The sequence below is a fragment of the Pseudoalteromonas sp. GABNS16E genome, from assembly GCF_028598715.1.
Taxonomy (GTDB): domain Bacteria; phylum Pseudomonadota; class Gammaproteobacteria; order Enterobacterales; family Alteromonadaceae; genus Pseudoalteromonas; species Pseudoalteromonas atlantica.
Genome location: NZ_JAQREZ010000022.1, coordinates 1 through 26,463, shown reverse-complemented (window position 1 = coordinate 26,463; position 26,463 = coordinate 1). Strand labels below are relative to the sequence as shown.

The following is a 26,463-nucleotide window of genomic DNA, read 5'->3' as shown; positions in this document are numbered from 1 at the left end:
CTCTTTTAAAAATATAATAAAAAGGCGGCTAAAGCCGCCTCTGTATGCAAACTTTAAACTATTCCCAGTTTAAAATTACTTTACCAGATTGACCTGAAATCATCATATCAAAGCCAGCTTGGAAGTCATCTACCGAATATTGATGCGTAATAATAGGGTCTAAATTAAGGCCCGATTGAATCAAGCTTGCCATTTTGTACCACGTTTCGAACATCTCGCGACCATATATACCTTTGATCACTAAGCCTTTAAATATAACTTTATTCCAATCTACGGCCATATCTGATGGCGGAATACCCAACATGGCAATTTTGCCACCATGGTTCATGTTATTTAACATAGAATTAAAGGCGCTTGGCACACCTGACATTTCAAGGCCAATATCAAAGCCTTCAGTCATACCTAGCTCATTCATTACATCTTCAAGTTTATCATTCGCAACGTTTACGGCACGTGTAGCGCCCATTTTACGCGCAAGCTCTAAACGGTATTCGTTAACATCGGTAATCACAACATGGCGAGCACCCACATGCTTAGCAACGGCCGCCGCCATAATACCAATTGGTCCTGCCCCTGTAATAAGCACATCTTCGCCCACTAAATCAAACGATAAAGCGGTGTGCACAGCATTACCAAATGGGTCAAAAATAGACGCAAGCTCGTCAGAAATATTGTCAGGAATTTTAAACGCATTAAAGGCCGGAATAACTAAATATTCTGCAAATGCGCCTTCGCGGTTAACGCCCACACCGGTTGTATTTCGGCACAAATGCACACGACCAGCACGACAGTTACGACAATGCCCACACGTAATATGTCCCTCGCCAGATACGCGGTCACCTACTGCAAAGCCACGTACTTCTTGGCCCATATCAACCACTTCACCCACGTACTCATGGCCTACAACCATAGGAGTCGGAATGGTTTTTTGTGACCACTCATCCCATTTATAAATATGAACGTCGGTGCCACAAATCGCGGTTTTACGAATTTTAATGAGTAGATCGTTATGCCCTACTTCAGGCTTGGGTACGTCGGTCATCCAGATGCCGGTTTCGGCTTTTAATTTTGATAAAGCTTTCATAGTTAACACTCAACTAAAAAACCGAAGCAATACTTCGGTTTATAAAAAATTAAATAACGCCCATTTCTTTACCAATACGGGTAAAGGCAGCAATTGCGGTGTCTAGTTGTTCAATACTGTGCGCAGCAGAAATTTGTGTACGAATACGCGCTTGGCCTTTTGGCACAACAGGGAACGAAAAGCCGGTTACATAAATGCCTTCAGCAAGTAGTTTGTCTGCCATTAATGAAGCAACTTTAGCATCGCCAAGCATTACAGGAATAATGGCATGATCTTTACCCGCACACGTAAAGCCTGCAGCTTCCATTTGCTCACGGAAATATTTAGCATTTGACCAAAGTTTAGCGCGTAACTCGCCACCATTTTCAAGCATTTCGAGTACTTTAATTGACGCAGTTACAATTGAAGGCGCTAATGAATTTGAGAATAAGTAAGGGCGCGAACGCTGACGTAGCCATTCAACAATTTCTTTTTTACCTGATGTATAACCGCCTGATGCACCGCCCAGCGCTTTACCTAGCGTACCGGTAATAATGTCTACACGGTCAAGCACATTACAGTACTCAGGCGTGCCTTTACCGTTTTCGCCAATAAAGCCTACCGCATGTGAGTCATCAACCATCACTAATGCATCATACTTATCAGCAAGGTCACACACAGCTTCAAGGTTACAAATTACGCCATCCATAGAAAACACGCCATCGGTGGCAATTAATTTTGTTTTAGCGCCCGCTTCATCAGCTGCAATAAGTTGCTTTTCAAGATCCTCCATATCGTTATTAGCATAACGAAAACGCTTAGCTTTACATAAGCGTACGCCATCAATAATTGATGCGTGATTTAGAGAATCAGAAATAATAGCATCTTCAGCGCCTAAAATAGTTTCAAATAGGCCCGTGTTAGCATCAAAACAAGACGAGTATAAAATTGTATCTTCGGTTTCTAAAAACGCGCTAATTTTTTGCTCTAGTGTTTTATGAATATCTTGCGTGCCACAAATAAAACGCACTGAAGCAACACCAAAGCCATGGTCATCTAAACCACCTTGCGCTGCTTTAATTAGCTCAGGGCTATTTGCTAAGCCTAAGTAATTGTTAGCACAAAAATTAATAACTTTATCGCCAGATGCAACTTCTATTTGAGCTTGTTGCTGCGAGGTAATAATACGCTCACTTTTATACAAACCTTGCGCTTTAACGTCTTCAATTTGCTCTTGTAGTTGGCTAAAAAAAGCAGATGCTCTCATCTGTAGTCTCCAATTAAATGAACGGGTAAACAACAACATTAAAGCCACTGTTTATGTTGGGGTGTATTGTAAAAGTTTAACAAGTAAAATGCACTGTTTGCAGCTCGTCGCTAATACAGGTAATGGTAGCAATACTTAACACTTTAGTTGCGATAATATAAACGCACTTTATACCAAGTAGTGTGCTGGTAAATCGTTAATAGAGTCAATCACTAAATCGGCGTATTGTTTAGCGTTTTCGTCAAATTGTTGGCCAGAGCGAACTAGCACTCGCGTGCTAATAGCCGCTTTTTGTGCCGCTTGAATATCGCTAAGCTTATCACCCACCATAACACTGCTCAAAGGGTCAATATTATGCTCTTGCATAGCTTGTAACAGCATACCAGGAGCTGGTTTTCTGCACTGGCACTGTTTTAAATATTGCGCTATCGCTTTTTTGGGATGGTGCGGGCAAAAATACACATCTGTAATTTTAGTATTGTGCTTACTAAATTGTGTTTTCATCCACTGAGTTAAAGTTAAAAAGTCATCTTCAGTGTAGTAACCTCGCCCTATTCCCGATTGATTAGTCACTATGATAATTTTATAACCTGCATCATAAAATGCTTTACAGGTACTAAACACACCGTCTATAAATTCAAATTTTTCACTTTGATACACATAGCCATGATCAATATTTACCACGCCATCTCGGTCTAAAAAAAGCGCTTTGGTTTTTTCTGTTACACTCATTTTATAGACTCTTTTTGTACCACATGATCAAACATAGCTTTAACATTGTCTACGGTTATTTGGCTCATAAGGTCATCGCCCTTAACGCGCGTACCCCAAGGCAATTGTTGAGCTGTTTTACCCGTTTGCTTTAGCAGGTTTTGATGATACACCTCAACTACGTAGTCTTGATATAAATAAGGCCCTGTACGTGCAGGATTAGAATGCGCATATAAACCAATAACCGGCGTACCTACCGTTACCGCCATATGTGCTGGGCCGGTATCGGGGGCTAAAACTAAATCAGCGCGCTTAAGTACACATAGCAGCTCTTTAAGTTTTGTTTTACCGACTAAGTTTAAAATAGTGCAGTGACTGTGTTTTATAATTTGATTAGCTAAATTAATCTCAAGCTCAGTTAGGCCGCCCGTTAGTACCACGTTAAAGCCTTGCTCATGCGCGTAATCAGCAAGGGCAGCGTAGCGCTCTGGCAACCAGTTTCGCTGTGCTTTACTGGCCGCAGGAGATATTACCAATAACTTATTTGCCAAATATGCAGGCCCTAATAATGCATCTGCTTTGTTCTCATCCGCTAAGGTATAAGGCATATCCCAGGTAGGTGAATAGTCTTTAGCTCCAATGGCGCCCGCAAAGCCTTTAAATCCCTCTAGCACATGCGCTTCTTTTTGTGGGGCTATTCGTTTATTTATAAACAAGCTATGTAATTCTTTTGAACGTGCCCAATCAAAGCCTATTTTTACTTTAGCCGGAATACAGCCCGCAACAAAGCCAGCTCTTAATGCGACTTGCATATTAAGCAGCACATCAAACTGCTGCCCTTTAAAAGAATGTGCTAACTTTTTAAGTGCATCCTTACCTTGTTTTTTATCAAAAACCACCAGCTCAACCCCAGGTAAATCGGCAAGTAACATGGCTTCTATTTTACCCATTACCCACGTTATTTTTGCATTGGGGTGTGCTTTTTGAATGGCTTGTACAGCACTAACGGCATGACACACATCACCAATGGCAGAGAGTCTTAAAATACAAATTGAGGAGTAATTAGGCACTTGAGTCACGCGTTCCACTTTGGCTTTAAATAATAGACTGCGATCTTAAATTATACTCGCACTAATGCAAGCACTTATGCTGCGCTATAAAACACGTTAATATACACGCATTATTGAATTATTTTAACGAGCTATGTTTAAAACACTAACGCAAGGTAAGCACACTATTTTAAGCCACCCAGATTATTTTAACGAGGTTGATTTAAACTGGTTCAATGCAGATTATTGGCAACAGCAAAATAAAATAGTCGGTGCTAAAAAAGGCCGCGCCACAGCCTGGTTTTTTAAACACGATGATTTAACCGCTGTACTTAGGCACTATTGGCGCGGCGGTTTAGTTGGCAAGTTGTTAAGCGATCAGTACCTCTACCCTGGGCTTAAAAACACCCGTGTGTATAAAGAGTTCAGCTTAATGATAAGGCTTATTGAGCTTGGCTTAAATGTGCCAAAACCCATTGCCGCTAAGGTAACAACCGCAGGCTTAATTTATCGTGGCGATATAATTACAGAGGCTGTAAAAGGGGCTAAAAGCCTGCTCGATATTTTAATTGAACGCCCACTAACAGAAGATGAGCTCAAGCGCATTGCCAATACTGTTGCGCTATTTCACTCTAAAGGTGTGTACCACGCTGATTTGAATATAAATAATATTTTATTTAATGAAACGGGCGAGGTTTATATTATCGACTTTGATCGCGGCGAAATAAAACCACCTAACAAGCAATGGCAACAAAGTAATATGGCACGTTTAGAGCGCTCATTTTTAAAAGAGCAAGGACGTAACAACGCTTTTTATTGGCAAAGTAATGACTGGCAAACTTTATTGGCTATTTATAAAGAGCAATTAACCACTCAAAGCTAGGTATTGCTTAGCAACCTGTTCAGCCGTTACCTTTTGTAAAATATCGGCATTATCTACATTGGGCTTAGTGTTTAAAACCAGCTCAATTTTTGCAGCTAGCTCATCGCTATGCCCTACAGGCGCTAAATATTTAGCCAAGTCGTTTGTTAAAATTTCGCTCGGCCCAAACGTACAGTTAGTACTTACTACAGGCGTGCCAACAGCTAATGCTTCAATTAACACTGTAGGGAGCCCTTCAAAATCAGAGCTTAATACTAATGCCTCAGCCTGCTTAATCCAGTTATACGGATTTTGTTCAAACCCTGGCACTATAAGTTGTCCCTCAATGCCATACGTTTTTGCAAGCTTAAATGCTTTGCTAGGCTTATTGCATAAAAGGACTAATTTGTATTTTTTATCAAGCTTTGCAAATGCCGCAAATAAAATATCATGGCGCTTTTGTTTAGCTAACCGCCCTACATGAATAACATACGGCGATTGTGGAATTTGCGTATTAACCTCATCTGAGAGGCGCTTTATATCCACTAAATTAAAGGGATTATAAATAGTTGTGATGGCGCTTGGGCTAATTAAACGCCCTTGGGTAATTTCTTGCTCTACCCCTTTAGACACGCACACCAAGGATTTCCCGTTTAAGTTTTGCTTTGACTTTTTAAGATAGTAATAAGAAAACGGGCCTAACTTTTTTTGCCTCGCTAGCTCTGCATTAACAGAGTTATGCATAACAAAGTGAACATTTTTAATCTGGCTTTTAGCCAATAAGTTATTGCTTCTATCTAAATTGCTAAGTACTAAATCTATGGGGCCAGTTTGTTTTTGTTTGTTATTAAACCACGCCTCTAGTTTTGCTACACTTTTATTTATTTTCCAAAAACGATCCACTTTAGTGGCTTTATCACTGAATAGACTTTCAACCTTTATATTCGCAGGGATCGTGTATTCATATTTATTAGCCAACGATAAAATAGTAACGCTATGCGTTTTTACTAGCTGCTGAGCAAGGGTTAGCATCACTTTTTCGGCGCCGCCACCCGCTAACGAGTCTATTACAATCACTATATTCATCTATCGGCAACCATCATCATGCTTTTAACCCCTTGCGTTATTTCTTCATAGCTATGGGCGCTTTCAAGCAAAGAATATTTTTCTAGTAGCTGGTTAAAATGCGGCTCTATTAGTAAAGCACTGGCTTTATTTACTATGTCTTCAATCTCAAAGTTTGCTTTAATTACCACGCCAGTTGTGGCGCAACTTGCTAGGCGCTGTGTTTGATCTTTTGATATAGCGCATGCCACAGCAGGCGTTTTAACAGCAATCGCCTGCAATAGGGTGTCGCCAGCACTTAACAACGCAAATTTAGCTTGCTCCATAAGCGACAAAAACTCACTATTTTCTAACGTATCCAAATTTATAACCGTATTTGATGCTGGCAACGCTTTATCATAATTAGGGCCAAATACCACCACCGCCTTTAACCCTGTTTGCAATGAAATTTGCTCTGCGGCGGCAAAAAATACATCTGCACAGTTTTGATTATCTAGTACATGACCGCCAGAGCCTGCACTCACAATAAAGTAGCCTTGTTCATCAAGCTGATATTTTTTTAACACCTGTTTGGTATCGCACGCTGATGAAAATGCTATGTAAGGGCCCACGTTTTTAGGCATAGCCAAAGAAAACATATCTATTTTAGCTTTTTCAGCCCAGCTAAGCGGTTCAATGCAGTAATCAGGCTGTACCACCCAATGGCTATCAATTAAGTTAATACGGTTAAGTTTTAAACCTTTCGCTCGCTTTTTCGCATGCTGAGAAATAAACACCACTTTGGCACCCACTTTTTTTGCAGCTTTCATGTGAGCAGCGCGCCCTGCACAATCAAATATTACAATGTCAGGTTTAAAATCGGCTATAACTTCACACACTTTATCGCGCTCTTTAGTCGCAGAGCGCTCAAGCAAGGTGGTATCATATGGGCAGCTTTTAGCGTAGTTCGTGTGTTTATTTAAAACAAAATGGATGGTCAGTGAACCTAGACATTCACTTTCAAGGCTTTGGGCTAGCAACAACGAGCGCATGTATTCACCTATTCCTTGTGGCGATGATACGGGTATAAATAAAAGTCGTTTGTTGCTCATTGCATTCTCTATTTCCTATTTGCGCAGCAGTATATCAATCCCATTGTTTTTACGATAGCTAGGTTACATTTTTATACACAAATTTAACGCCCTAAAATAGATTATTTACTGCAATAGCCATGTTAGATTGGTAAACTTAGCCGCAATCTTAATCACAAGGATCTGAACTTTGCGAAACAGAATCTTTCTACTTTCTTCTCTTTTTTGCGCTATGAGCGCATCAGTAACGGCAGAGCCCTGGGTAAAGCCAGACGATTACGGTCTACGTGCCGACATTCAACAACTGGCTGATGCCGGTGTTATTTTAGCGCCTGTAACCACCTACCCGCTAATGTGGAAAAGCTTTATTGGCGAGCTAGAATCGAACAAGCTTGAACTTTTATCTCCCAGCCTGCAAGATGCACTGCTTCGTGTAAAACATCGTTATAAGTCAGAAAACAGCAGCTCGCACAGTGTGCAACTCTCAGCGTTTGCCGCATCAGACCCAATTATAGCCACCAGCTTTGGGGCAACCAACACACAAGAATCTGAGCTTTCTGCGGCCTACGCCTACCTTGGCGATAACTTTGCGGCGAAGGTAGCCATTAATTACCGTAACGATGGTAAGCAATGCTTAGTTGATGGCAAAACAACCGATGATATAGCCACTAACGAACAAGCACTTGAAGATTGTAACGATACCTCATTTGACGATAGCTACTTAGCCTACCGCTTAGGCAATTGGATTTTTAGAGCCGGTGCCGTAGAGCAGTTTTGGGGCCCAGGTGTTGATAACAGTTTAATTATGTCGGGTAATGCAAAGCCACTACCGGCACTAAGTGTAACCCGTGAGCAAAGCACAGCGTTTGAAACGCCTTGGTTAAGTTGGCTTGGGCAATGGAGCTTTACCGCGCAAATGGCAAAGTTAGAATCGACCCGCGTTATTCCTGATGCGCTGCTTTGGAGTAGTCGTGTTAACTTTCGCCCGATACAACAGCTTGAAATTGCTTTAAGTTGGTCTGCGCAGTGGGCCGGTGAAGGCCAACCAAGCTCAGCAGGTGATTTTATTGATGTTATTACTGGGCAAACTAGTTGTATTGATGGCAATGAAAATTGTGATAGCTCACTAGAGTCTAAAATTGGTAATCAGCTTGCTGGCATAGATGTGCGTTGGTCTGACACTTTATTTAGTCACCCCTATGCAATCTACGCAAGTACAATTGGCGAAGATGCCAGCTCGCAATTCAAACCTGCCGACAGAGCGTACTTATTTGGCGTACAAACTACGCAGCGCATTTACAATCAAAATGTGCTCGTTAACGTTGAATACATAGATACAGGTGTATCGTGCTCGGCCGAATCAACCAATGAAAACTGCTACTACGAACACTCCGATTATAAATCGGGCTATCGTTACCACGGCCGCACTATTGGCTCAACCTTTGATAATGATGCACAGTCAGTGGTATTAACACTTTTAGGTCAGCTTTCAAATGGCGATGACTGGCAAGTAAAACTACGTAGTGTGGATTACAACAGCGATAATCTCGACCGATACCCTAGTAACCCCGATTTAGGTAATACAATTACCAAAACCGGTTATAACTCAAAACAAGTTGAGCTACGCTACAGGCAGCTGGCTATGGGTGGGCGCTTAACGCTCGGCGCTTTTGCATCAAACAACGATGGCGCAGAAAACGACACATCAGCGTTTGCTAAGTACGAATATAATTTTTAAACCGTATATTTAAAAATAGCATTTTAAAGCCAGCTATTTATAACAAAAAAAGGGTTGAAAACGCAGTTTTCAACCCTTTTTTATTTAATCAGTAAATATTACTGCTTTATTTTGCTAATCACCTTAGAGGTTGAACAACCATCTAAAAATGTCAGCACTTCTACTTTGCCACCATGGCGTAGCACATGATCGGCGCCAGCTATTTGCTCTACAGTGTAATCACCACCTTTAACTAAAATATCGGGGCTTATTTGCTCGATTAATTTAGCGGGAGTGTCGTTTTCGTCCGCGCTGCCAAAGGGAATTACCCAATCTACAGAGGCAAGTGCACTTAATACCATTGCGCGCTCATCAAGTGGATTTATAGGGCGCTCAGGGCCTTTTAAACGCGTAATTGAATCATCATTATTTAAACCAACAACGAGTCTATCTCCACGCGCTTTAGCTTGGGCTAAATAGCGTACGTGGCCTGCGTGTAAAATATCAAAACAGCCATTGGTAAACACTATCGTTTCGCCATTTTGTTTAGCAAACTCAATGTGTTGAAGCACATCGTCAAACGGAGTTTGGTAGTGCTCGCCATTGATGTGCAAGTATTGGCCAAGCTTTTGGCTAAGCTCTTCTGGTGAAACCGTTGCCGCACCCAACTTACTTACTACAATGCCTGCGGCTAAATTAGCAATTTCTACCGCATCTTTAGGCTCCATACCTGCCCCGAGCATCACCGCAAGCGTGGCTATAACAGTATCGCCTGCGCCAGTTACATCACTTACTTCTAGCTGCTGCGCTGCAAAGTCGTGTTTTTCATCGGCGTTAATTAACGACATACCTTGCTCAGAGCGTGTAAGTAGCATGGCTTTAATACCATTTTTACTAATTAGCTCACGCGCGCTTTGTGCTAATATTTCTTCAGAGCCTGTTTTACCCCCAGCCAAATTAAATTCATGTAAATTAGGGGTAATATAGTCTGCGCCTTCGTATAAGTGTAAATCGGGCGATTTAGGATCTATAAGCACAGTTTTACCCGCCGCTTTAGCAACGCTAACCATTTCTTTAATTAAGCTCAGCGAGCCTTTGCTGTAATCAGAAAATACCACAAAGTCGTAATCATCAAGCACCAGCTCTAAACGGTTTAATAACAACTGGCTATGCTGCTCGCTAAAGGTCTCTTCTAAATCTAGGCGCACAAGTTGTTGATGGCGGCTAATTACACGCATTTTAGAAATAGTGGGCAAATCGCATACACTAACAAGCTGTGAATGTATTTTTTCACCTTTTAAAATAGTTTCTAAGATTTGCCCGCTTTCATCTTCACCAATTAAACCAAGTAAGCCCACTTTGGCATCAAGCCTAGCAATGTTTTTTGCAACATTTGCAGCGCCACCCGCTTTATCTTCAAACTTGCTTACTTTAACAACGGGTACTGGGGCCTCAGGCGAAATACGCCCTGTATCGCCATACCAGTATCGGTCTAGCATGACATCGCCGACAACTAAAATACGCGCTTTAGATAAGTTTTTTAATAGCGATAAATCCATTACTGCTGCTCCGCAACAACCATATCAATAGCTTCACATAACCAATGGCCAATAAACATATGTGCCTCTTGGATACGGGCTGTTTCATCATTTTTTATAATAATGGGCAATTTAGCAATGTCTTTTACTTTACCGCCCTCGCGTCCAGTTAAGGCAACCGTAAACGCGCCAATTTTGTTAGCCGCTTCCAGTGCTAAATTAATATTGGCGCTGGTACCTGAGGTTGTTAAACCAATCACTAAATCTTCTGGTTTACATAAAGCCTGAACTTGGCGTTCAAATACCGTATCAAAGTGGTAGTCGTTACTGTGCGCAGTTAATATTGAGGTATCTGTGGTCAGCGCCATTGAGGCAAGCGGGCCACGCTCTAACTTATAACGCACGACAAATTCGGCAGCTAAATGCTGTGCATCGGCAGCACTTCCGCCGTTGCCAAACCAAATAACCTTACCACCAGCTTGCAATGCACTGTGGCACGCTTCTAATAATTGCATAGACTCTTGATGATAAGCCTCCATCGTTTCAAATAAGGCTTGATGACGGTTTAAACTTTCAACGTAGCTTGTTGCCACAGAATCGATAATTGACATGAAAAATTCCTCTAGGAACTGAAATGGCAGGAAAAAATTAAATCCATTATTCCATAGTTTTATTTAGTTGTGTGTATTTTATGGGAATATAGCTGAACTGAATTATAATTTAGTGCTTCACATGTTCAGAAATTATCACTTTCGCGTTAAACTAGCGCCACTTACCTTAATAAAAGTTCAGTATGGCACGCATTTTTTACTCACTCGCTTTAATTTTAATTAGCCCACTGATTGTATTTTACTTGTATGTACTAAGAGGTAAAAAAAATATAGGCTACCGCGCGCACTTTAAAGAGCGCTTTGGTTTTATTAGCAAACACTTATTTAATAATAGCGCTAAACCGGTTGTGTTCCACTGCGCTTCTGTAGGTGAGGTGCTTGCTGCAGCGCCACTGATTAAAGCACTACAAAAACAACACCCGCAGTTTAATATACTTATTACCTGCAATACTCCTACCGGGCGTGCGCAAATTAGTGAACAATTTAAAAATACCGTGGCGTGTTGTTATTTACCTATAGACTTTGCAGGTTCGAGCGCTCGATTTTTAAAGCGCGTAAATCCACAAGCACTGTGTATTTTAGAAACTGAGCTGTGGCCTAATTTAATGGCAATAAGCCATAAAAAGAATATACCGGTATTAGTACTTAATGCTCGCCTAAGCGAAAAATCGCAACAGGGGTATCAAAAGGTGGCAGGCTTAACGCATATAATTATGCGTTCAATTTCAGTGCTTGCAAGTCATAATAAAAATGATGCTAAGCGCTTTATTGAACTTGGTTTACCCCCTTCAAAGAGCCATGTTACAGGCTCAATAAAGTTCGACATTACGCCAAGCAATGAGCAACTAACTAAAGTTGCAAATCTTAAAGCCGAGTATAAAACCAAAGAACGTTTTGTATGGGTAGCAGGCTCTACTCACCCGCTTGAACACGAAATGATATTAAACGCCCATCAGCAGCTATTAAAAAAATACCCTAATGCACTTTTAGTTATAGCACCGCGTCACCCAGAGCAATTTGATAAAGTAGCCGATACGCTAACTCAAAGCCCACTTAGCTTTAGTCGTCGCAGCAACAATAACTATCAAAACGAACAAGTACTATTAGCTGATACACTGGGCGAACTACAGTGTTTATATGGCGCAGCGAATGTAAGTTACATAGGCGGCAGTTTAATTCGCCGAGGTGGGCACAACCCACTAGAAGCTGCTGCTTTTTCGGTTGGTGTTATTACAGGCCCACATACGTATAATTTTGATCATATCTACCCTGAGCTAATTAAACTTAAAGGGGCTGTCGTTGTTGAAAATACCGATGAGCTTGCTAAACAATTAATTAATTTAAGCCAAAACACCAAAGCGTGCCAAAGCTTGGGTATTAAAGCGCAGCAATGTGTTGTAAAAAACCAAGGCGCCATTGAAAAAACATTAACCATTATAAATCAGTATTTAGAGCCAAAAGCATGACTCATCAAGCAATTGCCCAAACCCGCGAGTGGGTGTCATCTGTTATTGTAAAATATAACTTTTGCCCATTTGCCCGTAAAGAAGTAGAAAATAACTGTATTCATTATGTGCTTAGCCCTGCAACAAAAATTGATGACGCTGTAATGGACATGCTAGAGCAGTGTGTGCAGCTTGATCAAAATCCAGAGCGCGAAACCACATTAATACTGTTTGATAACGGCTTTAGCGATTTTGAAGACTTTTTAGATTTAGTCGATTTAGCCAATGCCTTACTGGTAGCACAAGGCTTTGAAGGTAAATACCAAATTGCTAATTTTCACCCCGATTACGTGTTTGCCGACAGCGATGAAGATGATCCGGCAAATTACACCAACCGAGCACCCTACCCTACACTGCATTTAATTCGCGAACTGAGTATGAGCGAAGCGCTTGATCACTATAACGAGCCTGAATCTATACCAGAGCACAATATAAAGCTTGCAAGGCGCAAAGGATTCGACTTTTGGCAGCAACTTTTAGCAAATATAAAAAAACCGAGCGCCTAAACGCTCGGTTTTAACTAATATGTTTAGCTGCTTGTATTACTTTTTAACCCAGTTACCATTCACTTCAATATAGTGGCCACTTTTGGTCTTTTCGATTGTTTTAGCTGCTGCAAGTGCTTCTACTTGTGCCAGCGATAAATCGTTCTTTTTAGCCAACTTTAAATACTGTGCTTTACGTTTAGCGTTAATTTCTTCAACCACGGCTTTTGCCTCGCTGTTTTGTACAACAAGCCCTAAGTAACCTGAGCTATCTTCACCCACTAAGCCTTGGTTTTTAGCATCATCTAAACTAATAGCCCACGCCGAAAACGACAAACATACCGCACTTACTAGAGTGGCAATACTTAATTTATTTTTTATAGTCATCATTTAGCTCCTAAAATAATTCACTGTCGTCACTGAATAAGTTATCGAGTTCTTTATCTACTTTTACTCGAATTTCGTGATCTACTTTTACATTTAGATTGATCGTTATCGGCTCTTTCGCTGCCACCTCTACTCTGTGGGTACATGCGCTTAAAGCGCTAATAGCAGCAAGTGCAATAACGGCCTTAATGCTCAACAAATTTTTCATCATTAGTTTCCTTTTTTAGAGTATTGCTGCTCAACTTTTTGCGTTATTTCGTCGCTCAGTCTAAGCGCTCTTAGCAACGTAAACACGTTTTCTTCGTGATTATAATTAAAGTTAACTTGTTGCTGCTCTGGCTCATTAAAGCCTTGTAAGTTAACACCTAAGTTTAACCAGCCATCACTTTTAAGCGCTACTGTACTATTAAGTTTTTGTATATCAAGGTTTTTGAGCAACCCAAGCACAGGTTGTAACTCTTGTTGCTGGCGCATAACAGCGTCAAATGCTTCGTTATTACTAATAATAAGCTTCCCTTGGCCTTGATTGGCTAGGCTGCCATTTTTTACCTCAACCCCTGTGTCATCAAAATAAAACGGCAACGACCCTTTTAGCCTACCTGTTAGGGTAATACCCGACTTATCGTCAAGCGTTATTAATTTACTGGCATCAACATTTTCAAACGTAACATTAGCTGTTTGCTGCTGCTTTAAAAGTGTGTATTTATCTAAAGAAAATTTACCACCAAAAATATCGCCTTCAACATCAAAGGCCTGCGCGCTATTATTAACCACTTTAATATTACCAGTGATACTTTTAACTACAGCGCCTGCACGTAATTCATTAAGATTAAAGGTAGTAGGGGCAACATTAAGCTGCCCTGAATCGTACTGCCCACCTAGCTGCATACTAAATTGATTAGCTAAGTAGTCGTTATACAGTGCACTGGTATCAGTCATCGTTAAAGTAAAATTTGCTTTTTGTAAATTTACATCACCACTTATACGCCCACCCAATTTTCCTTGGGTTAGCTGAGCTAACGGCTCAAATTGGCTAACGATTGAATTTAACGAAAGCACACTTTGCTGCGGTATAATCACTTCAAACGGATGCGCTACCTTTGAAACATGATGATTGGCCACCAGCTCAACACCATTTACAAATACATGATGAGACGCTTTAAGCGCGCGACTTTGCAGCCCAGTTGACGTTACGTTTATTGTATTTAAATCGATATTTGGACTAATGAGTGTATTTATTTGGGTGTTTGCATTTAAGTGAGCAAATAACTCACCCACACCTAAGTTTGCCCTTGCACTAAGGGTGTTATTAATACCAGTGAGTTTATATTCGTTGTATTGCACGCTTTTAAGCTTACTTTTAAGCGTTACTTTTGCATCGAGCTTTTCATTCATACTTGCTTCAAGGTTACCTGTGTAGCCGTTAAGAGCGCTGCCATAAGCAGCTGCGCTATCAACGCTTAACTCAATACGTGCACTACCTTCGGGCTTAAAGTCAATAAGTTGAGTAACTGTAAAATCTCCCTTGGCTTTAATATTATTAGCCTCAGCCGGTAAAAATTCAGGCAAAGAGTTAAGCGCAATATCGTAATTACCGCTTAATTGAGCGTTTTTAAGCTGCGTACTTAGCGTTATAGCGTCTATTTCATCTGTATGTAGTTGTGCTTTTAGCTGTGTGCGTGCGCTTTGTAACGGTGCAGCAGTATTTATAAACGTATCTGTAAACGTTATATCTATATTTTGCTTGGCTTGCTCTGCACTTTTGAGCGTTATTAACGGTAAGGTTAGGTTGTTATGTGCAACGCTAATTGGTTTAGCTAAAGCCCATTGCCAATTAAGTGGAAGCTGCTTTACAGCAAATGACTTGTAGGCACTTTCAGGAATAAGAGATTGGCAGTTATTACTAAGTTTTACATTGTTTTTAAGCTTGCTTGGGTCAAGCTCAAGGTTTTGGCTATTTAAATTATAGGTAGCACTTAGCACACCTTTGGAGCTGTTTGTTATATCGCAGCTTTGTATTTTATAGTCATACTGGGCTTGTAAATCACCAGTAAGGCTTGCCTCTACTCCGTTAAAGCTAAATGCCTGCGCTGCATTAAAGCTAAGTCCACTTAATAACTCATTATCTGTTTTAAGTAGCAGCTTCAATAATCCATCATTAACTTTAAGCTGCCCTTGTACCTTATTATTGTAAAGCGTTGCGCTTGCGTTTAAATCACCATTGACTACAAACTGGTTAAGAGTGGGCTCGGTGATATTTAGCATTAGCGGGCGCTTTAAAAGCGCACTGTGTATAGTTAAATGCTCAACTGTAATTGTTGGCCTTTTTTCAGGAAGCGCTAAATCTAAAATTGTGGCAGCAGTGCTTGTTTTACTACTTTGAGGAAATGGATTTACATTAAGTACTGCGTGTTTAACTTTAACATGCTTAGTATTAGCAGTAATACCTGTAAGAGCAAGCTCTTGATTTTGGTAACTTAGACAGGCTTTTTGTACGTGCACATTTAACTTACTCGTAAGCGAAAAATCTAAGCAGTTTAAAGTAACACCTGCTTTTTCAAGCTCAGGCGCTACAGCCCATTGTAATAGTGGCAAACGAAAGACATAGCCAAGCAAAACTATACTTAGCAACACAGCACCCATAATTAAACCAACGCGCTTTAACATACTGTCCTTATAAGCTTTTATTTATACTTTACAAACTATCGTAATTTTAAATCTACGCAATCAAAAAAGGCTGCACAGTGCAGCCTTTTTTATTTTACAGCTAGATTATGAATCTAACTTGTATATGTCGTTTTTAACCTACATTTTTACGTGCGTTGCGGAACATACGCATCCATGGGCTATCCTCTTTCCACTCATCTGGGTGCCACGAGTTAGCAACAGCGCGGAATACACGCTCAGGGTGCGGCATCATTACAGTGGCACGGCCATCAGTAGAGGTAATACCGGTAATACCCTCTGGTGAACCATTCGGGTTAGCCGGATATTGCGTTGTCGGGTTACCATAGTTATCTACAAATTTAACCGCAACAGTGCCGCTTTCAAGCGCAGCTTTAGTGGCGGCATCGTTTGCAAATTCTGCATGACCTTCACCATGAGATACAGCAATTGGCATACGCGACCCAGCCATTCCATTAAAGAACACAGACGGGTTTTCTTGTATTTCAACTAAACTGAAGCGAGCTTCAAAACGCTCTGACTTATTTGTTACAAAACGTGGCCAATGCTCAGTACCCGGAATTAACTCTTTCAATGTTGATAACATTTGACAACCATTACACACACCTAAGCTAAAGGTGTCTTCACGGTGGAAGAAGCTTTGGAACTGATCGCGTGCCATATCGTTAAACAATATAGACTTAGCCCAGCCTTCACCGGCGCCTAATACGTCACCATAAGAGAAACCACCACATGCCACTAAGCCTTTAAATTGCTCAAGGGTTAAACGCCCTTCGAGTATATCGCTCATGTGTACATCAACAGCGGCAAAACCAGCACGGTTAAACGCAGCAGCCATTTCTAAATGCGAGTTAACGCCTTGCTCACGTAAAATAGCCATTTGCGGCTTAGCGCCCGTTGCAATGTACGGTGCGGCTATATCTTCGTTTAAGTCAAAGTTAAGTTTTACATTTAAGCCTGGATCTTTTGCATCAAACTTGGCATCAAACTCTTGCTTAGCACAATCAGGGTTATCACGACGTGCTTGCATTTGGTACGTTGTTTCGGCCCAAATAGTACGTAATTCAGTACGACTATGATTAAGTACAGTTTGCTCACCGCGCTTAAATACAATGCTATCGTCGCTATTGAGCGAGCCAATCACGTGGCTAATTGCAGCAACACCGTGTTGCTCAAATACAGCATTTACGGCATCTAAATCGCTGTTAGCAACTTGGATTACCGCGCCAAGCTCTTCGTTATAAAGGGCTTCTAGATCTGCCCCGGTTAAACCAGCTAAATCAACAGTCACACCGGTGTGCCCAGCAAACGCCATTTCAGTTACCGTAGTAAATAAACCACCGTCTGAGCGGTCATGATAGGCAAGTAGCTTGCTATCAGCGACAAGTGCTTGCATGGCATTGTAAAAGCCTTTAAGTAGCTCAGGGCTGTCCACATCTGGAGTAACATCACCAAGCTGCTTGTAAACCTGTGCAAGGCTTGATGCCCCCAGTCGGTTTTTACCCGCGCCTAAGTCAACTAAAATAAGTGATGTATCGCCTTTATCAGTACGTAACTGCGGAGTCACTGTTTTACGCACGTCGTCAACACGACCAAAGGCAGTAATAATAAGTGATAACGGAGAAGTAACTGATTGCTCAGCACTATCATCCTCGTTTTTCCATGTCGTTTTCATCGACATAGAATCTTTACCTACAGGGATAGTTAAACCAAGCGCAGGACAAAGCTCTTCGCCCACCGCTTTTACAGCTTCGTAAAGGCCGGCGTCTTCACCAGGGTGACCTGCTGCAGCCATCCAGTTAGCCGATAGCTTAATGTTCTCTAGACTACCAATGTTGGCACAGGCAATATTGGTTAGTGACTCTGCCACGGCTAAACGCGCCGATGCACCGTAATTTAATAGTGCTGCCGGCGTGCGCTCACCCAGTGACATAGCTTCACCGTGGTATGTGTCGTACGTTGCTGCGGTAACTGCACAGTTAGCCACAGGTACTTGCCAAGGGCCCACCATTTGATCTCGTGCTACTAAACCGGTAACCGAGCGATCGCCAATAGTAATTAAGAATGTTTTTTCTGCAATAGTAGGTAAGCGTAATAAACGCTGAGCAGCCTCAGCTATATCAATCGTCTCTGCATCAATTGCCTTACCGGTAACTTGCTTTGAAGTTACATCGCGATGCATTTTAGGTGCTTTACCTAATAATACATCAAGCGGCAAATCAACAGGGCTGTTATCAAAGTGGCTGTCGGCAACAGTTAAGTGGCGCTCTTCTGTGGCTTCACCTATTACTGCGTACTGCGCACGTTCGCGCTTACAAATTGCTTCAAAGCGATCAAAGTCTTCAACAGCAACAGCCAGTACATAACGTTCTTGCGATTCGTTACACCAAATTTCGTGTGGGGCCATGCCCGGCTCATCGTTAGGAATATCACGTAGTTGGAATTTACCACCACGGCCACCATCATCTACAAGCTCAGGAAACGCATTAGATAAACCACCGGCGCCTACATCGTGTATAAACGCAATTGGGTTTTCATCCCCTAGTTGCCAACACTTATCGATCACTTCTTGGCAACGGCGTTCCATTTCTGGGTTTTCACGCTGTACAGAAGCAAAATCTAAATCTTCGTTTGATTGGCCCGATGCCATGCTTGATGCTGCACCGCCGCCTAAACCAATGTTCATTGCAGGGCCACCTAGTGCAATAAGTTTTGCACCTACTGGAATATCCCCTTTTTGAACATGATCAGCACGAATATTACCTAAACCACCTGCAAGCATAATAGGCTTGTGGTAACCACGCACCTCTTCACCATTGTGACTTGTTACTTTTTCTTCGTAGGTACGGAAGTAGCCTAATAAGTTAGGACGTCCAAACTCATTATTAAATGCCGCGCCGCCTAAAGGGCCGTCCATCATAATATCAAGCGCATTTACGATACGATTAGGTTTGCCAAAGTCGCTTTCCCACGGTTGCTCGTAACCCGGAATACGTAAGTTAGAAACAGTAAAACCAACTAAACCCGCTTTTGGCTTAGAGCCGCGGCCTGTTGCGCCTTCATCGCGAATTTCACCACCTGAGCCTGTAGCCGCACCTGAAAATGGTGCTATAGCTGTTGGGTGGTTATGGGTTTCTACCTTCATTAAAATTTCTATGTCTTCTTGATGATACGCATATTCACCTTGCGCATTCGGGAAGAAACGACCCGCTTTTGAGCCCTTCATTACTGCTGCGTTATCTTTGTACGCCGACAGCACATTTTCAGGATTGTGCTCAAATGTATTTTTGATCATTTTAAACAGTGATTTAGGCTGCTCAATACCATCAATTGTCCAATCAGCATTAAATATTTTATGACGACAATGCTCTGAGTTTGCTTGGGCAAACATAAATAACTCTATGTCGTTAGGGTTACGGCCTAACTTTTTAAAGTTTTCTACTAAGTAGTCTATCTCGTCATCAGCAAGCGCAAAACCTTGTTCAACGTTTGCCGCAGCCAATGCTTCGCGCCCGCCACCTAAAATGTCAACTGATGACATTTCGCGAGGTGAGTCATTGCGGAATAATTGCGCTGCAGAAGCAAGTTCGCTATGCGTTGCCTCAGTCATACGGTCGTGTAATAACGCCGTTACTTGAGCAAGCTGATCTGCACTTAGTTCACCTTCTACGTAATAAGCAATACCACGCTCAACACGGTGAACCTGTTTAAGGCCACAGTTATGCGCTATGTCGGTTGCTTTAGATGCCCATGGTGAAATGGTGCCAGGGCGAGGGGTAACTAAAATAAGTGTGCCAGCTGGGGTATGCTCGGCAATAGTTGGACCGTAAGTAAGTAGTTTTTCAAGCTTAGTTTGCTCATCAACACTCAAAGGCGAGGTTAAATCGGCAAAATGTGCATACTCGGCATATACATTGGTGACTGGAAGTTGCGATAGTTTGCAACGCGCTAAAATTTTATTAACTCTGAACTCTGAAAGTGCTGGTGCACCACGAAGGATCAACATAGATAATTTCATCCGGGGTTAGGGATTGAACGATATTTTAGGCGGGCATTATAGTCTATGTAGCACCGAGTTTTAACTCCAAATTGCGCTTTTCAGAAAATTAACTTTTTATTTATATAAACAGTAGCAAAATTACCAATAAAAGCTAAACGCTAAGTGACGCCATAGTGAAGTTTTGGTATAACGGGGTATGAGCTTTATGGGGCGGTTAATGTTGAAAGAAAAGCTAATAATTATCATCACTTTAGTTATGTTGTTGTGTGCGTGTAATATGCAGGAGCAACAAACTCAACTTGCCCAAATTAAAGCACAAAATAAAATACGTGTAGGTACCCTTGCCAGTGCCAGCAACTACTACCAAGCCGTGCAAGGCGAGCAAGGTTTTGAATACGAGCTATCTCAAGCTTTTGCCGACTACCTAGGTGTTGAACTAGAAATAGTGCCGTTTTTTAATTTATCCGATATGTTTGAGCGCCTTGAAAGCGGCGATTTAGACTTAATAGCCTCAGGACTTACCTACAACAAAGTACGTGCACAGCAATATCGCTATGGCCCCACTTACAGAACAATTAGCCAAAAGTTGGTTTATAAACAAGGTCGAGTTCGCCCACGCGAATTTGACGACCTTGATGGAAACTTTACAGTTATAGCCAAAAGTAGCCACTCTTTAACCTTACAAAAAATAAAAAAGAGTAACCCAGATTTAACCTGGCAAGAAACCGAAGAACTCGATGAAGAGGAGCTTTTACAAGCCGTTATCGATGGCGAAATAGATTACACCCTCGCCGACTCACACACGCTTTCGCTGTTTAGACGTTACCACCCAAATTTAAGTATTGGCTTTTCAGTTACCCGAAATGACCCCATAGCTTGGATCCTTAATAAATCAAAAGATGATTCGCTTTATGCACTGCTAGTGCCCTTTTTTGGCGACGTAAAACAAAGTAACCAGCTGTATGTGCTCGAAGAAAAGTACTTTGGGCACGTACGCCAGTTTAACTACGTTAATACGCTTGCATACATAGAAGCTATAAAAGAAACACTCCCCACTTACAGGCCTTGGTTTGAGCAATATGCAGGTAGCCTTGACTGGCGCTTACTTGCTGCGCTTAGCTACCAGGAATCTATGTGGAACCCTCGCGCTAAATCGCCTACAGGTGTAAGAGGCATTATGATGCTGACACGCAGTACCGCTAAACAGGTGGGCGTAACAAATAGGTTAGAGCCAGAGCAAAACATCCGTGGCGGAGCTAAATACTTAGCTAAGCTCGTTAAACGCATCCCCGATAGAATCCCGCAGCCCGATAGAACTTGGCTTGCACTGGCAGCCTATAATGTAGGTTGGGGGCACGTTAACGACGCGCGCATTATTACCGAACAACAAGGGGCGAGCCCTGATAAATGGGCCGATGTTAAAAAGCGCTTACCACTTTTAATCAAAAAACGTTATTACCGTAAAACCCGTTACGGCTATGCACGTGGCGATGTTGCGGTAAAATATGTTGATAACATTCGCAGGTATTACGATGCACTTGTATGGCTTGATGAAAATAATGCCCTAGCGCCAGAGCCAGAACCTGAATCAGAACCTGAAGCACCTAAAGTTGAAAAAGCAGCTCAGCCAAGCAAAAAGCCTGTAAACAACGATAAAACCGAACCTACCCCTTCACTTTCACCTGAAGAAAAAAGTAAGCAAGGTGAAAATAACACGCAGCAGTCTCAGTAAAGCGTTTATATTTACGTTTTAAATGGGCTGCTCAGGCCTGTGAAACATTAAAATGTGGGCATTAAACGATTCTTTCCTCGTTTTAGCAGGCGCTAATTTCCCCTTCAGGCCTAACCACTCTAGTAACTAAATTAAAAATCTGTTTACTTGTCATGAAATGATCACTAATGTGTGTTTATAGTATATTTACCTGATTTTTAATATATATCTTGTGCCTTTCTCACTCTCACGCATTAGGAGAACACATGCTAAAACGTAGACGCACGCAAAAACTAAAACGCAATATTATTCATTCAACAGCCACCAGACGTCGTATTATGCTGCGTAACTTACATAAAAAAATTATTTGGCGTCGTCGTATGTTTGCTATGCAGCAAATGATAGAAGTAGATTCAGATAAGGCTAACTAGTCACTAATTTGACGAGCTGCTTTTTTAGCCGCTTTAATTTGTTCTCGGCGTTGTTTAAAAAACGCCGAAATAGTACTCCCACAGGTTTGACCAAGCACCCCACCTAATACTTCTACTTGATGGTTCAGCCTCGGCTCTTGCAATAAATTCATAATAGATCCAGCCGAGCCTGTTTTAGCATCAGGCGAACCGTAAACAAGGCGCTTTATTCTGCTATGCACTAAAAGCCCCGCACACATAGAGCATGGCTCTAACGTAACGTACAAAGTGCAATCAATTAAACGGTAATTATTTAAAGCTCTCCCTCCTTCACGCACTGCAATCATTTCAGCGTGCGCAGAGGGGTCATTATCAGTAATTGAACGATTATAACCCGCTGCAATAAGCGTGTTATCTTTAACAAGGACAGCTCCTACCGGAATTTCGCCCAATTGCTGCGCCTTATTGGCATAAACTAATGCCTGCTCCATCCAATACTCATCGCTTTTAAGATCGTTCATAGTGCTTACTTTAAATAAATTTTCTTTCGGTATTATATCAACTTGCCTGTTTAAAATGCGTAATTGATTAAATTATTGCAAAAATAAAACAAAATAATGTGGTTTATCGTGGCTCATAGAGTGTGATTTACGCTATAATCTCACGCTTTTTTTATTTAGCTCACAACACAGGTAGCAAATGAAATTTCCTGGACGCCGCAGACATAAACATTATTTTCCAGTGGAAGCTAAAGATCCACTTACTAATCAGCTAAACGCAACTGAGCGATTACAACGTAGCTACATTACGGGGATCGATCAGATCGTTGTTGATATTGAAGCCAAAGTCGATCAGGCTTTTTTAGATGAGTTTCAACTTCGCCGAGGAATGTCGCAAGTTATTGATAGCGATATTACTAACGCACTTTACGACCGTTTAAAACTAAACGACATGGTTGATTACGAATTTGCCGGTGGCACCATTGGTAACACAATGCATAACTACTCTGTACTAGCAGATGACCGTTCAGTATTGCTCGGTGTCATGAGTGAAAACATAAAAATTGGCAGCTATGCCTACCGCTTTTTATGTAACACATCAAGCCGCGTTGATTTAGACTATTTACAACCTGTCGATGGCCCTATTGGCCGTTGTTTTACCTTAATTGATGAAACAGGCGAGCGTACATTCGCAATTAGCGCCGGTTTAATGAATCACTTAAAGCCTGAGTCTATCGATAAACACTTAATTGAGCAGTCATCAGCACTCGTGATCAGCGCCTACCTAATGCGTACGCAGGGTGATGAAACAATGACTGAAGCAACCATGCAAGCAGTTAAATACGCTAACGATGCAGGTGTACCGGTAGTTTTAACACTCGGCACTAAGTTTTTAATTGAGCAAGATCCAACCTGGTGGGCTAACTTTGTAAACGAGCATGTCGATATACTTGCCATGAACGAAGAAGAAGGGCTAGCAATTACTGGCTTTGAAGACCCGTTATTAGCCGCAGACAAAGCACTTGACTGGGTAGACTTAGTTATTTGTACCGCTGGCGAAAAAGGCTTATTTATGGCCGGTTACGTTGATGAGAGCTTTAAACGTGCAACCGAGTACCCATTATTACCAGGTGCCATTGCCGATTTTAATCGCTATGAGTTTTCTCGTGCAATGAAAAAATCCGATTGCGAAAACCCGATAAAAGCGTATAGCCATACGGCGCCATTCATGGGTGGGCCTGATTCAATCAAAAACACCAATGGTGCTGGCGATTGTGCGTTGGCTGCCGTGTTACACGATTTATCAGCAAACGTTTATCATAAGTTAAATGTCGCTAACTCAGCAAAACACGAACAAAAGGCCATTACCTACTCTTCTCTTGCACAAATTAGTAAGTACGCTAACCGCGCAAGTTACGAGGTATTAGTACAGCACTCTCCACGTTTATCACGTGGGTTGCCAGAGCGCGAAGACTGCCTAGAGCAAGTGTACTGGGATCAATAAATAGGGAACTGTGCGTGCTCCCTATTGCGGTATTTTAGAAAATCGAAATATCGAGCTTTTTAGATAGCAGCTCTAATGCTGCTATCCCCGCCACCGAGTTACCAAATTCATTAAGCCCTGGTGAATATACTGCCACTGTAAACTTACCCGGTAATACCGCTAATATAGTGCCTGACACACCCGACTTACCCGGCATACCCACTCTGTAGCCAAAGTCACCTGCCGCATCATATAAGCCGCTGGTAAATAAAATCGAATTTAATTGTTTATTCTGGCGACTACTCAAAACGCGCTTACCCGAGCTGTAATCAACCCCTTTATTCGCTAAAAAGTTATACGCTCTAGCTAACTCAATACAGTTAAGCTCAATCGCACAAAAATTGAAGTAAGACCAAAGTACATCATCGACGTCATTCTCAAAATTACCAAACGACTTCATTAAATGCGCCATTGCTGCATTTCTATGCCTAAACTCGTATTCAGAATTAGCCACTTTTTTATCAATCACTATTGCACTATTACCTGCAAGTAGCCTAAACGTTTCAAGCATTGAGTGGCGAGGTGCTGATAATCGACTGTACAAAGCATCGCACGTCACAATCGCGCCAGCATTAATGAAAGGATTACGTGGTACGCCTTTTTCAAACTCTAATTGCGTAAGAGAATTAAACGCGGTTCCTGAGGGCTCTTTGCCTACCCGATGCCATAGCTCGTCGCCATAGCGCTGTAGCGCCATTGTAAGCGTCATTACTTTAGAAACTGACTGAATAGTAAAACGTTTTGAGCAATCACCCGCACAAATGGTTTCGCCATCAGTGGTATAAATAGCAATAGAAAACTGCTCGCTAGAAACCTCAGCAAGTGCAGGTATATAGTCCGCAACCTTACCTTGTGATAACAAAGGGCGCACTTCGTGTGCTATTTCATCTAGTACAGTTTGGTAGTCAGCAGTGGGCAATTGACACCTCTATTTTGGCATTTATAAAAATTTGATTTTAACACGCACAACTTCTGCACGCCTAGCTATGTTACATGAATAAAATAGCAGATAAGCATGAACTTAATGTTTATTTTCAAAGTGATATTTTCTATATCAAAGCAATACTAATCCGCAATAAGCCTTAATCATTTTGCGGGGCTATAAAAAACTGATTACACTGAGCACGATGTGTGCCGTGACTTTCCCTATAATGGCTTAGCTTTCTATAAGGATACTAATGTTATGGCTCAAAGAATTTACAGGGGCGGGCATTACAAAGACTGAGTTAGCATGAGATCTTGGCTTTTTATTAAACTCCAGATAGCAAAAAACCCGCTACATCGCTGTAACGGGTTTCTTTAATTTGAATCCTGGCAATGTCGTAGTGCCCACAGCGGTGGAGAGTCACATAGCAAATGCTACACTATCGTTGGCCGGGGCTCGCCTTCGAGCTATTCGTTTGATGTATAGGAATACAAATGCCGCGGCGTACAGGAGCGGCCACTACTGAGTTTGGCATGGGCTCTTGGTTACTTACTAAACCCCAGACAGCAAAAAACCCGTTACATCGCTGTAACGGGTTTCTCTTAACTAATTCCTGATAATGTCGTAGTGCCCACAGCGGTGGAGAGTCACATAGCAAATGCTACACTATCGTTGCCGGGGCTCGCCTTTGAGCTGTTTTGTTTGACTACTGAGTTTGGCATGGGCTCTTGGTTATTTACTAAACCCCAGACAGTAAAAAACCCGTTACATCGCTGTAACGGGTTTCTTTAATTTGAATCCTGGCAATGTCCTACTTTCACATAGCAAATGCTACACTATCATCGGCGCTGTTTCGTTTCACTACTGAGTTCGGCATGGGGTCAGGTGGGTCCAAAACGCTATAGTTACCAAGAAAATTCTGTTCAATTTTCTTATTTTTATTTATTAAGCTTTAAGTCCTTCGACTGAATTTGGAGCCTGGCAATGTCCTACTTTCACATAGCAAATGCTACACTATCATCGGCGCTGTTTCGTTTCACTACTGAGTTCGGCATGGGGTCAGGTGGGTCCAAAACGCTATGGTTACCAAGCAAATTAGGTGCAAAGGAGTAATGATAAGCACGTAGTGCTACTATTTCCTTTGCGCAAGGTGCCTCTACTTTAACGCTACGCGCTAAGAGTCACCTCATAAATTTGGAAAACTCTGATAATATTTTTTAAGTCTAAGTATCTATCTACTTTAGCTATTAACTTCTGTCGCTTGTTTCTGTCACAAAACGCGTTTGGCGTTGTATGGTTAAGCCTCACGGGTAATTAGTACAAGTTAGCTTAATGGCTCACACCACTTCCACATCTTGC

Annotated in this window: 21 protein-coding genes and 2 rRNA genes; 7 read left to right on the top strand and 16 right to left on the bottom strand. The window is 41.7% G+C overall.

Annotated elements, in window-relative coordinates; all coding sequences use genetic code 11:
* Positions 1 to 58 precede the first annotated feature (58 nt).
* From tdh to PSI06_RS10640, 4 genes are all read right to left on the bottom strand, one after another.
* Positions 59 to 1,084, bottom strand: coding sequence for an L-threonine 3-dehydrogenase (gene tdh / locus PSI06_RS10655; RefSeq protein WP_004588559.1), 1,026 nt, complete (start codon positions 1,082 to 1,084; stop codon positions 59 to 61).
* Positions 1,085 to 1,133: 49 nt separating this feature from the next.
* On the bottom strand, positions 1,134 to 2,330 hold the full coding sequence (locus PSI06_RS10650; protein WP_004588560.1) for a glycine C-acetyltransferase: 1,197 nt from the start codon (positions 2,328 to 2,330) through the stop codon (positions 1,134 to 1,136).
* A 168-nt stretch (positions 2,331 to 2,498) separates the two neighbouring features.
* Positions 2,499 to 3,062, bottom strand: a complete 564-nt coding sequence (gmhB, locus tag PSI06_RS10645; protein ID WP_273603725.1) for a D-glycero-beta-D-manno-heptose 1,7-bisphosphate 7-phosphatase — start codon at positions 3,060 to 3,062, stop codon at positions 2,499 to 2,501.
* Positions 3,059 to 4,120, bottom strand: a complete 1,062-nt coding sequence (locus PSI06_RS10640; protein ID WP_273603724.1) for a glycosyltransferase family 9 protein — start codon at positions 4,118 to 4,120, stop codon at positions 3,059 to 3,061. The genes gmhB and PSI06_RS10640 overlap by 4 nt, the downstream gene beginning before the upstream one ends.
* 124 nt (positions 4,121 to 4,244) lie before the next feature.
* Between PSI06_RS10640 and PSI06_RS10635 the strand changes: the two genes are divergently transcribed.
* Positions 4,245 to 4,973 (top strand): 3-deoxy-D-manno-octulosonic acid kinase, encoded by a 729-nt coding sequence (locus PSI06_RS10635; RefSeq protein ID WP_273603723.1) that lies wholly within the window; start codon positions 4,245 to 4,247, stop codon positions 4,971 to 4,973.
* Here the strand turns inward: PSI06_RS10635 and PSI06_RS10630 are convergent.
* On the bottom strand, positions 4,956 to 6,038 hold the full coding sequence (locus tag PSI06_RS10630; RefSeq protein ID WP_273603722.1) for a glycosyltransferase: 1,083 nt from the start codon (positions 6,036 to 6,038) through the stop codon (positions 4,956 to 4,958). The two genes, PSI06_RS10635 and PSI06_RS10630, sit on opposite strands and share 18 nt — an antisense overlap.
* Complete coding sequence (locus tag PSI06_RS10625; RefSeq protein WP_273603721.1) at positions 6,035 to 7,108, bottom strand: glycosyltransferase family 1 protein; 1,074 nt, start codon at positions 7,106 to 7,108, stop codon at positions 6,035 to 6,037. Before PSI06_RS10625 ends, PSI06_RS10630 begins: the two co-directional genes overlap by 4 nt.
* Positions 7,109 to 7,319: 211 nt before the next feature.
* Here PSI06_RS10625 and PSI06_RS10620 point away from each other — a divergent pair, with 211 nt between their 5' ends.
* Positions 7,320 to 8,825 (top strand): capsule assembly Wzi family protein, encoded by a 1,506-nt coding sequence (locus PSI06_RS10620; protein ID WP_273603720.1) that lies wholly within the window; start codon positions 7,320 to 7,322, stop codon positions 8,823 to 8,825.
* Positions 8,826 to 8,923: 98 nt separating this feature from the next.
* Here the strand turns inward: PSI06_RS10620 and hldE are convergent, their stop codons facing one another.
* Together hldE and PSI06_RS10610 are read right to left on the bottom strand one after the other, a co-directional pair.
* Positions 8,924 to 10,363 (bottom strand): bifunctional D-glycero-beta-D-manno-heptose-7-phosphate kinase/D-glycero-beta-D-manno-heptose 1-phosphate adenylyltransferase HldE, encoded by a 1,440-nt coding sequence (gene hldE / locus PSI06_RS10615; protein ID WP_096740045.1) that lies wholly within the window; start codon positions 10,361 to 10,363, stop codon positions 8,924 to 8,926.
* Positions 10,363 to 10,953, bottom strand: a complete 591-nt coding sequence (locus PSI06_RS10610) for a D-sedoheptulose-7-phosphate isomerase (RefSeq protein WP_004588568.1) — start codon at positions 10,951 to 10,953, stop codon at positions 10,363 to 10,365. Before PSI06_RS10610 ends, hldE begins: the two co-directional genes overlap by 1 nt.
* 182 nt (positions 10,954 to 11,135) lie before the next feature.
* Between PSI06_RS10610 and waaA the strand changes: the two genes are divergently transcribed.
* A complete protein-coding gene (gene waaA, locus PSI06_RS10605; protein ID WP_273603719.1) occupies positions 11,136 to 12,419 on the top strand; it encodes a lipid IV(A) 3-deoxy-D-manno-octulosonic acid transferase in 1,284 nt (427 codons plus the stop codon).
* The gene (locus PSI06_RS10600) at positions 12,416 to 12,964 is read left to right on the top strand and encodes a DUF1415 domain-containing protein (RefSeq protein WP_273603718.1); all 549 of its coding nucleotides are present in this window, start codon (positions 12,416 to 12,418) and stop codon (positions 12,962 to 12,964) included. Before waaA ends, PSI06_RS10600 begins: the two co-directional genes overlap by 4 nt.
* Before the next feature lie 36 nt (positions 12,965 to 13,000).
* Here PSI06_RS10600 and PSI06_RS10595 read toward each other — a convergent pair whose 3' ends face one another.
* From PSI06_RS10595 to purL, 4 genes are all read right to left on the bottom strand, one after another.
* Positions 13,001 to 13,330 carry a YdbL family protein gene (locus PSI06_RS10595; protein ID WP_004588571.1) on the bottom strand — a complete coding sequence of 110 codons (330 nt, stop codon included), beginning with the start codon at positions 13,328 to 13,330 and terminating at the stop codon, positions 13,001 to 13,003.
* A 10-nt stretch (positions 13,331 to 13,340) separates the two neighbouring features.
* Positions 13,341 to 13,538, bottom strand: coding sequence for a YnbE family lipoprotein (locus PSI06_RS10590; RefSeq protein WP_004588572.1), 198 nt, complete (start codon positions 13,536 to 13,538; stop codon positions 13,341 to 13,343).
* A gap of 2 nt (positions 13,539 to 13,540) precedes the next feature.
* Positions 13,541 to 15,997: a YdbH domain-containing protein gene (locus PSI06_RS10585; RefSeq protein ID WP_273603717.1), complete on the bottom strand. Its 2,457-nt coding sequence runs from the start codon at positions 15,995 to 15,997 to the stop codon at positions 13,541 to 13,543.
* A 133-nt stretch (positions 15,998 to 16,130) separates the two neighbouring features.
* The gene (gene purL, locus PSI06_RS10580) at positions 16,131 to 20,021 is read right to left on the bottom strand and encodes a phosphoribosylformylglycinamidine synthase (protein ID WP_273603716.1); all 3,891 of its coding nucleotides are present in this window, start codon (positions 20,019 to 20,021) and stop codon (positions 16,131 to 16,133) included.
* A 211-nt stretch (positions 20,022 to 20,232) separates the two neighbouring features.
* Between purL and mltF the strand changes: the two genes are divergently transcribed.
* Both mltF and PSI06_RS10570 read left to right on the top strand, forming a co-directional pair.
* Positions 20,233 to 21,747: a membrane-bound lytic murein transglycosylase MltF gene (mltF, locus tag PSI06_RS10575; RefSeq protein WP_029773557.1), complete on the top strand. Its 1,515-nt coding sequence runs from the start codon at positions 20,233 to 20,235 to the stop codon at positions 21,745 to 21,747.
* Positions 21,748 to 21,992: 245 nt separating this feature from the next.
* Positions 21,993 to 22,157, top strand: a complete 165-nt coding sequence (locus PSI06_RS10570) for a hypothetical protein (RefSeq protein ID WP_004588576.1) — start codon at positions 21,993 to 21,995, stop codon at positions 22,155 to 22,157.
* Here PSI06_RS10570 and tadA read toward each other — a convergent pair.
* Positions 22,154 to 22,657, bottom strand: coding sequence for a tRNA adenosine(34) deaminase TadA (gene tadA / locus PSI06_RS10565; RefSeq protein WP_273603715.1), 504 nt, complete (start codon positions 22,655 to 22,657; stop codon positions 22,154 to 22,156). The two genes, PSI06_RS10570 and tadA, sit on opposite strands and share 4 nt — an antisense overlap.
* Before the next feature lie 178 nt (positions 22,658 to 22,835).
* On the opposite strand from tadA, the gene PSI06_RS10560 reads away from it, so the two are divergent.
* Complete coding sequence (locus tag PSI06_RS10560; RefSeq protein WP_004588578.1) at positions 22,836 to 24,140, top strand: inosine/guanosine kinase; 1,305 nt, start codon at positions 22,836 to 22,838, stop codon at positions 24,138 to 24,140.
* 34 nt (positions 24,141 to 24,174) lie between these two features.
* Here PSI06_RS10560 and glsB read toward each other — a convergent pair whose 3' ends face one another.
* The 3 genes from glsB to rrf (PSI06_RS10545) form a co-directional block, all read right to left on the bottom strand.
* Positions 24,175 to 25,098, bottom strand: coding sequence for a glutaminase B (gene glsB / locus PSI06_RS10555; RefSeq protein WP_004588579.1), 924 nt, complete (start codon positions 25,096 to 25,098; stop codon positions 24,175 to 24,177).
* 804 nt (positions 25,099 to 25,902) lie between these two features.
* A 5S ribosomal RNA gene (rrf, locus tag PSI06_RS10550) occupies positions 25,903 to 26,017 on the bottom strand.
* A 63-nt stretch (positions 26,018 to 26,080) separates the two neighbouring features.
* A 5S ribosomal RNA gene (gene rrf, locus PSI06_RS10545) occupies positions 26,081 to 26,195 on the bottom strand.
* Positions 26,196 to 26,463 lie beyond the last annotated feature (268 nt).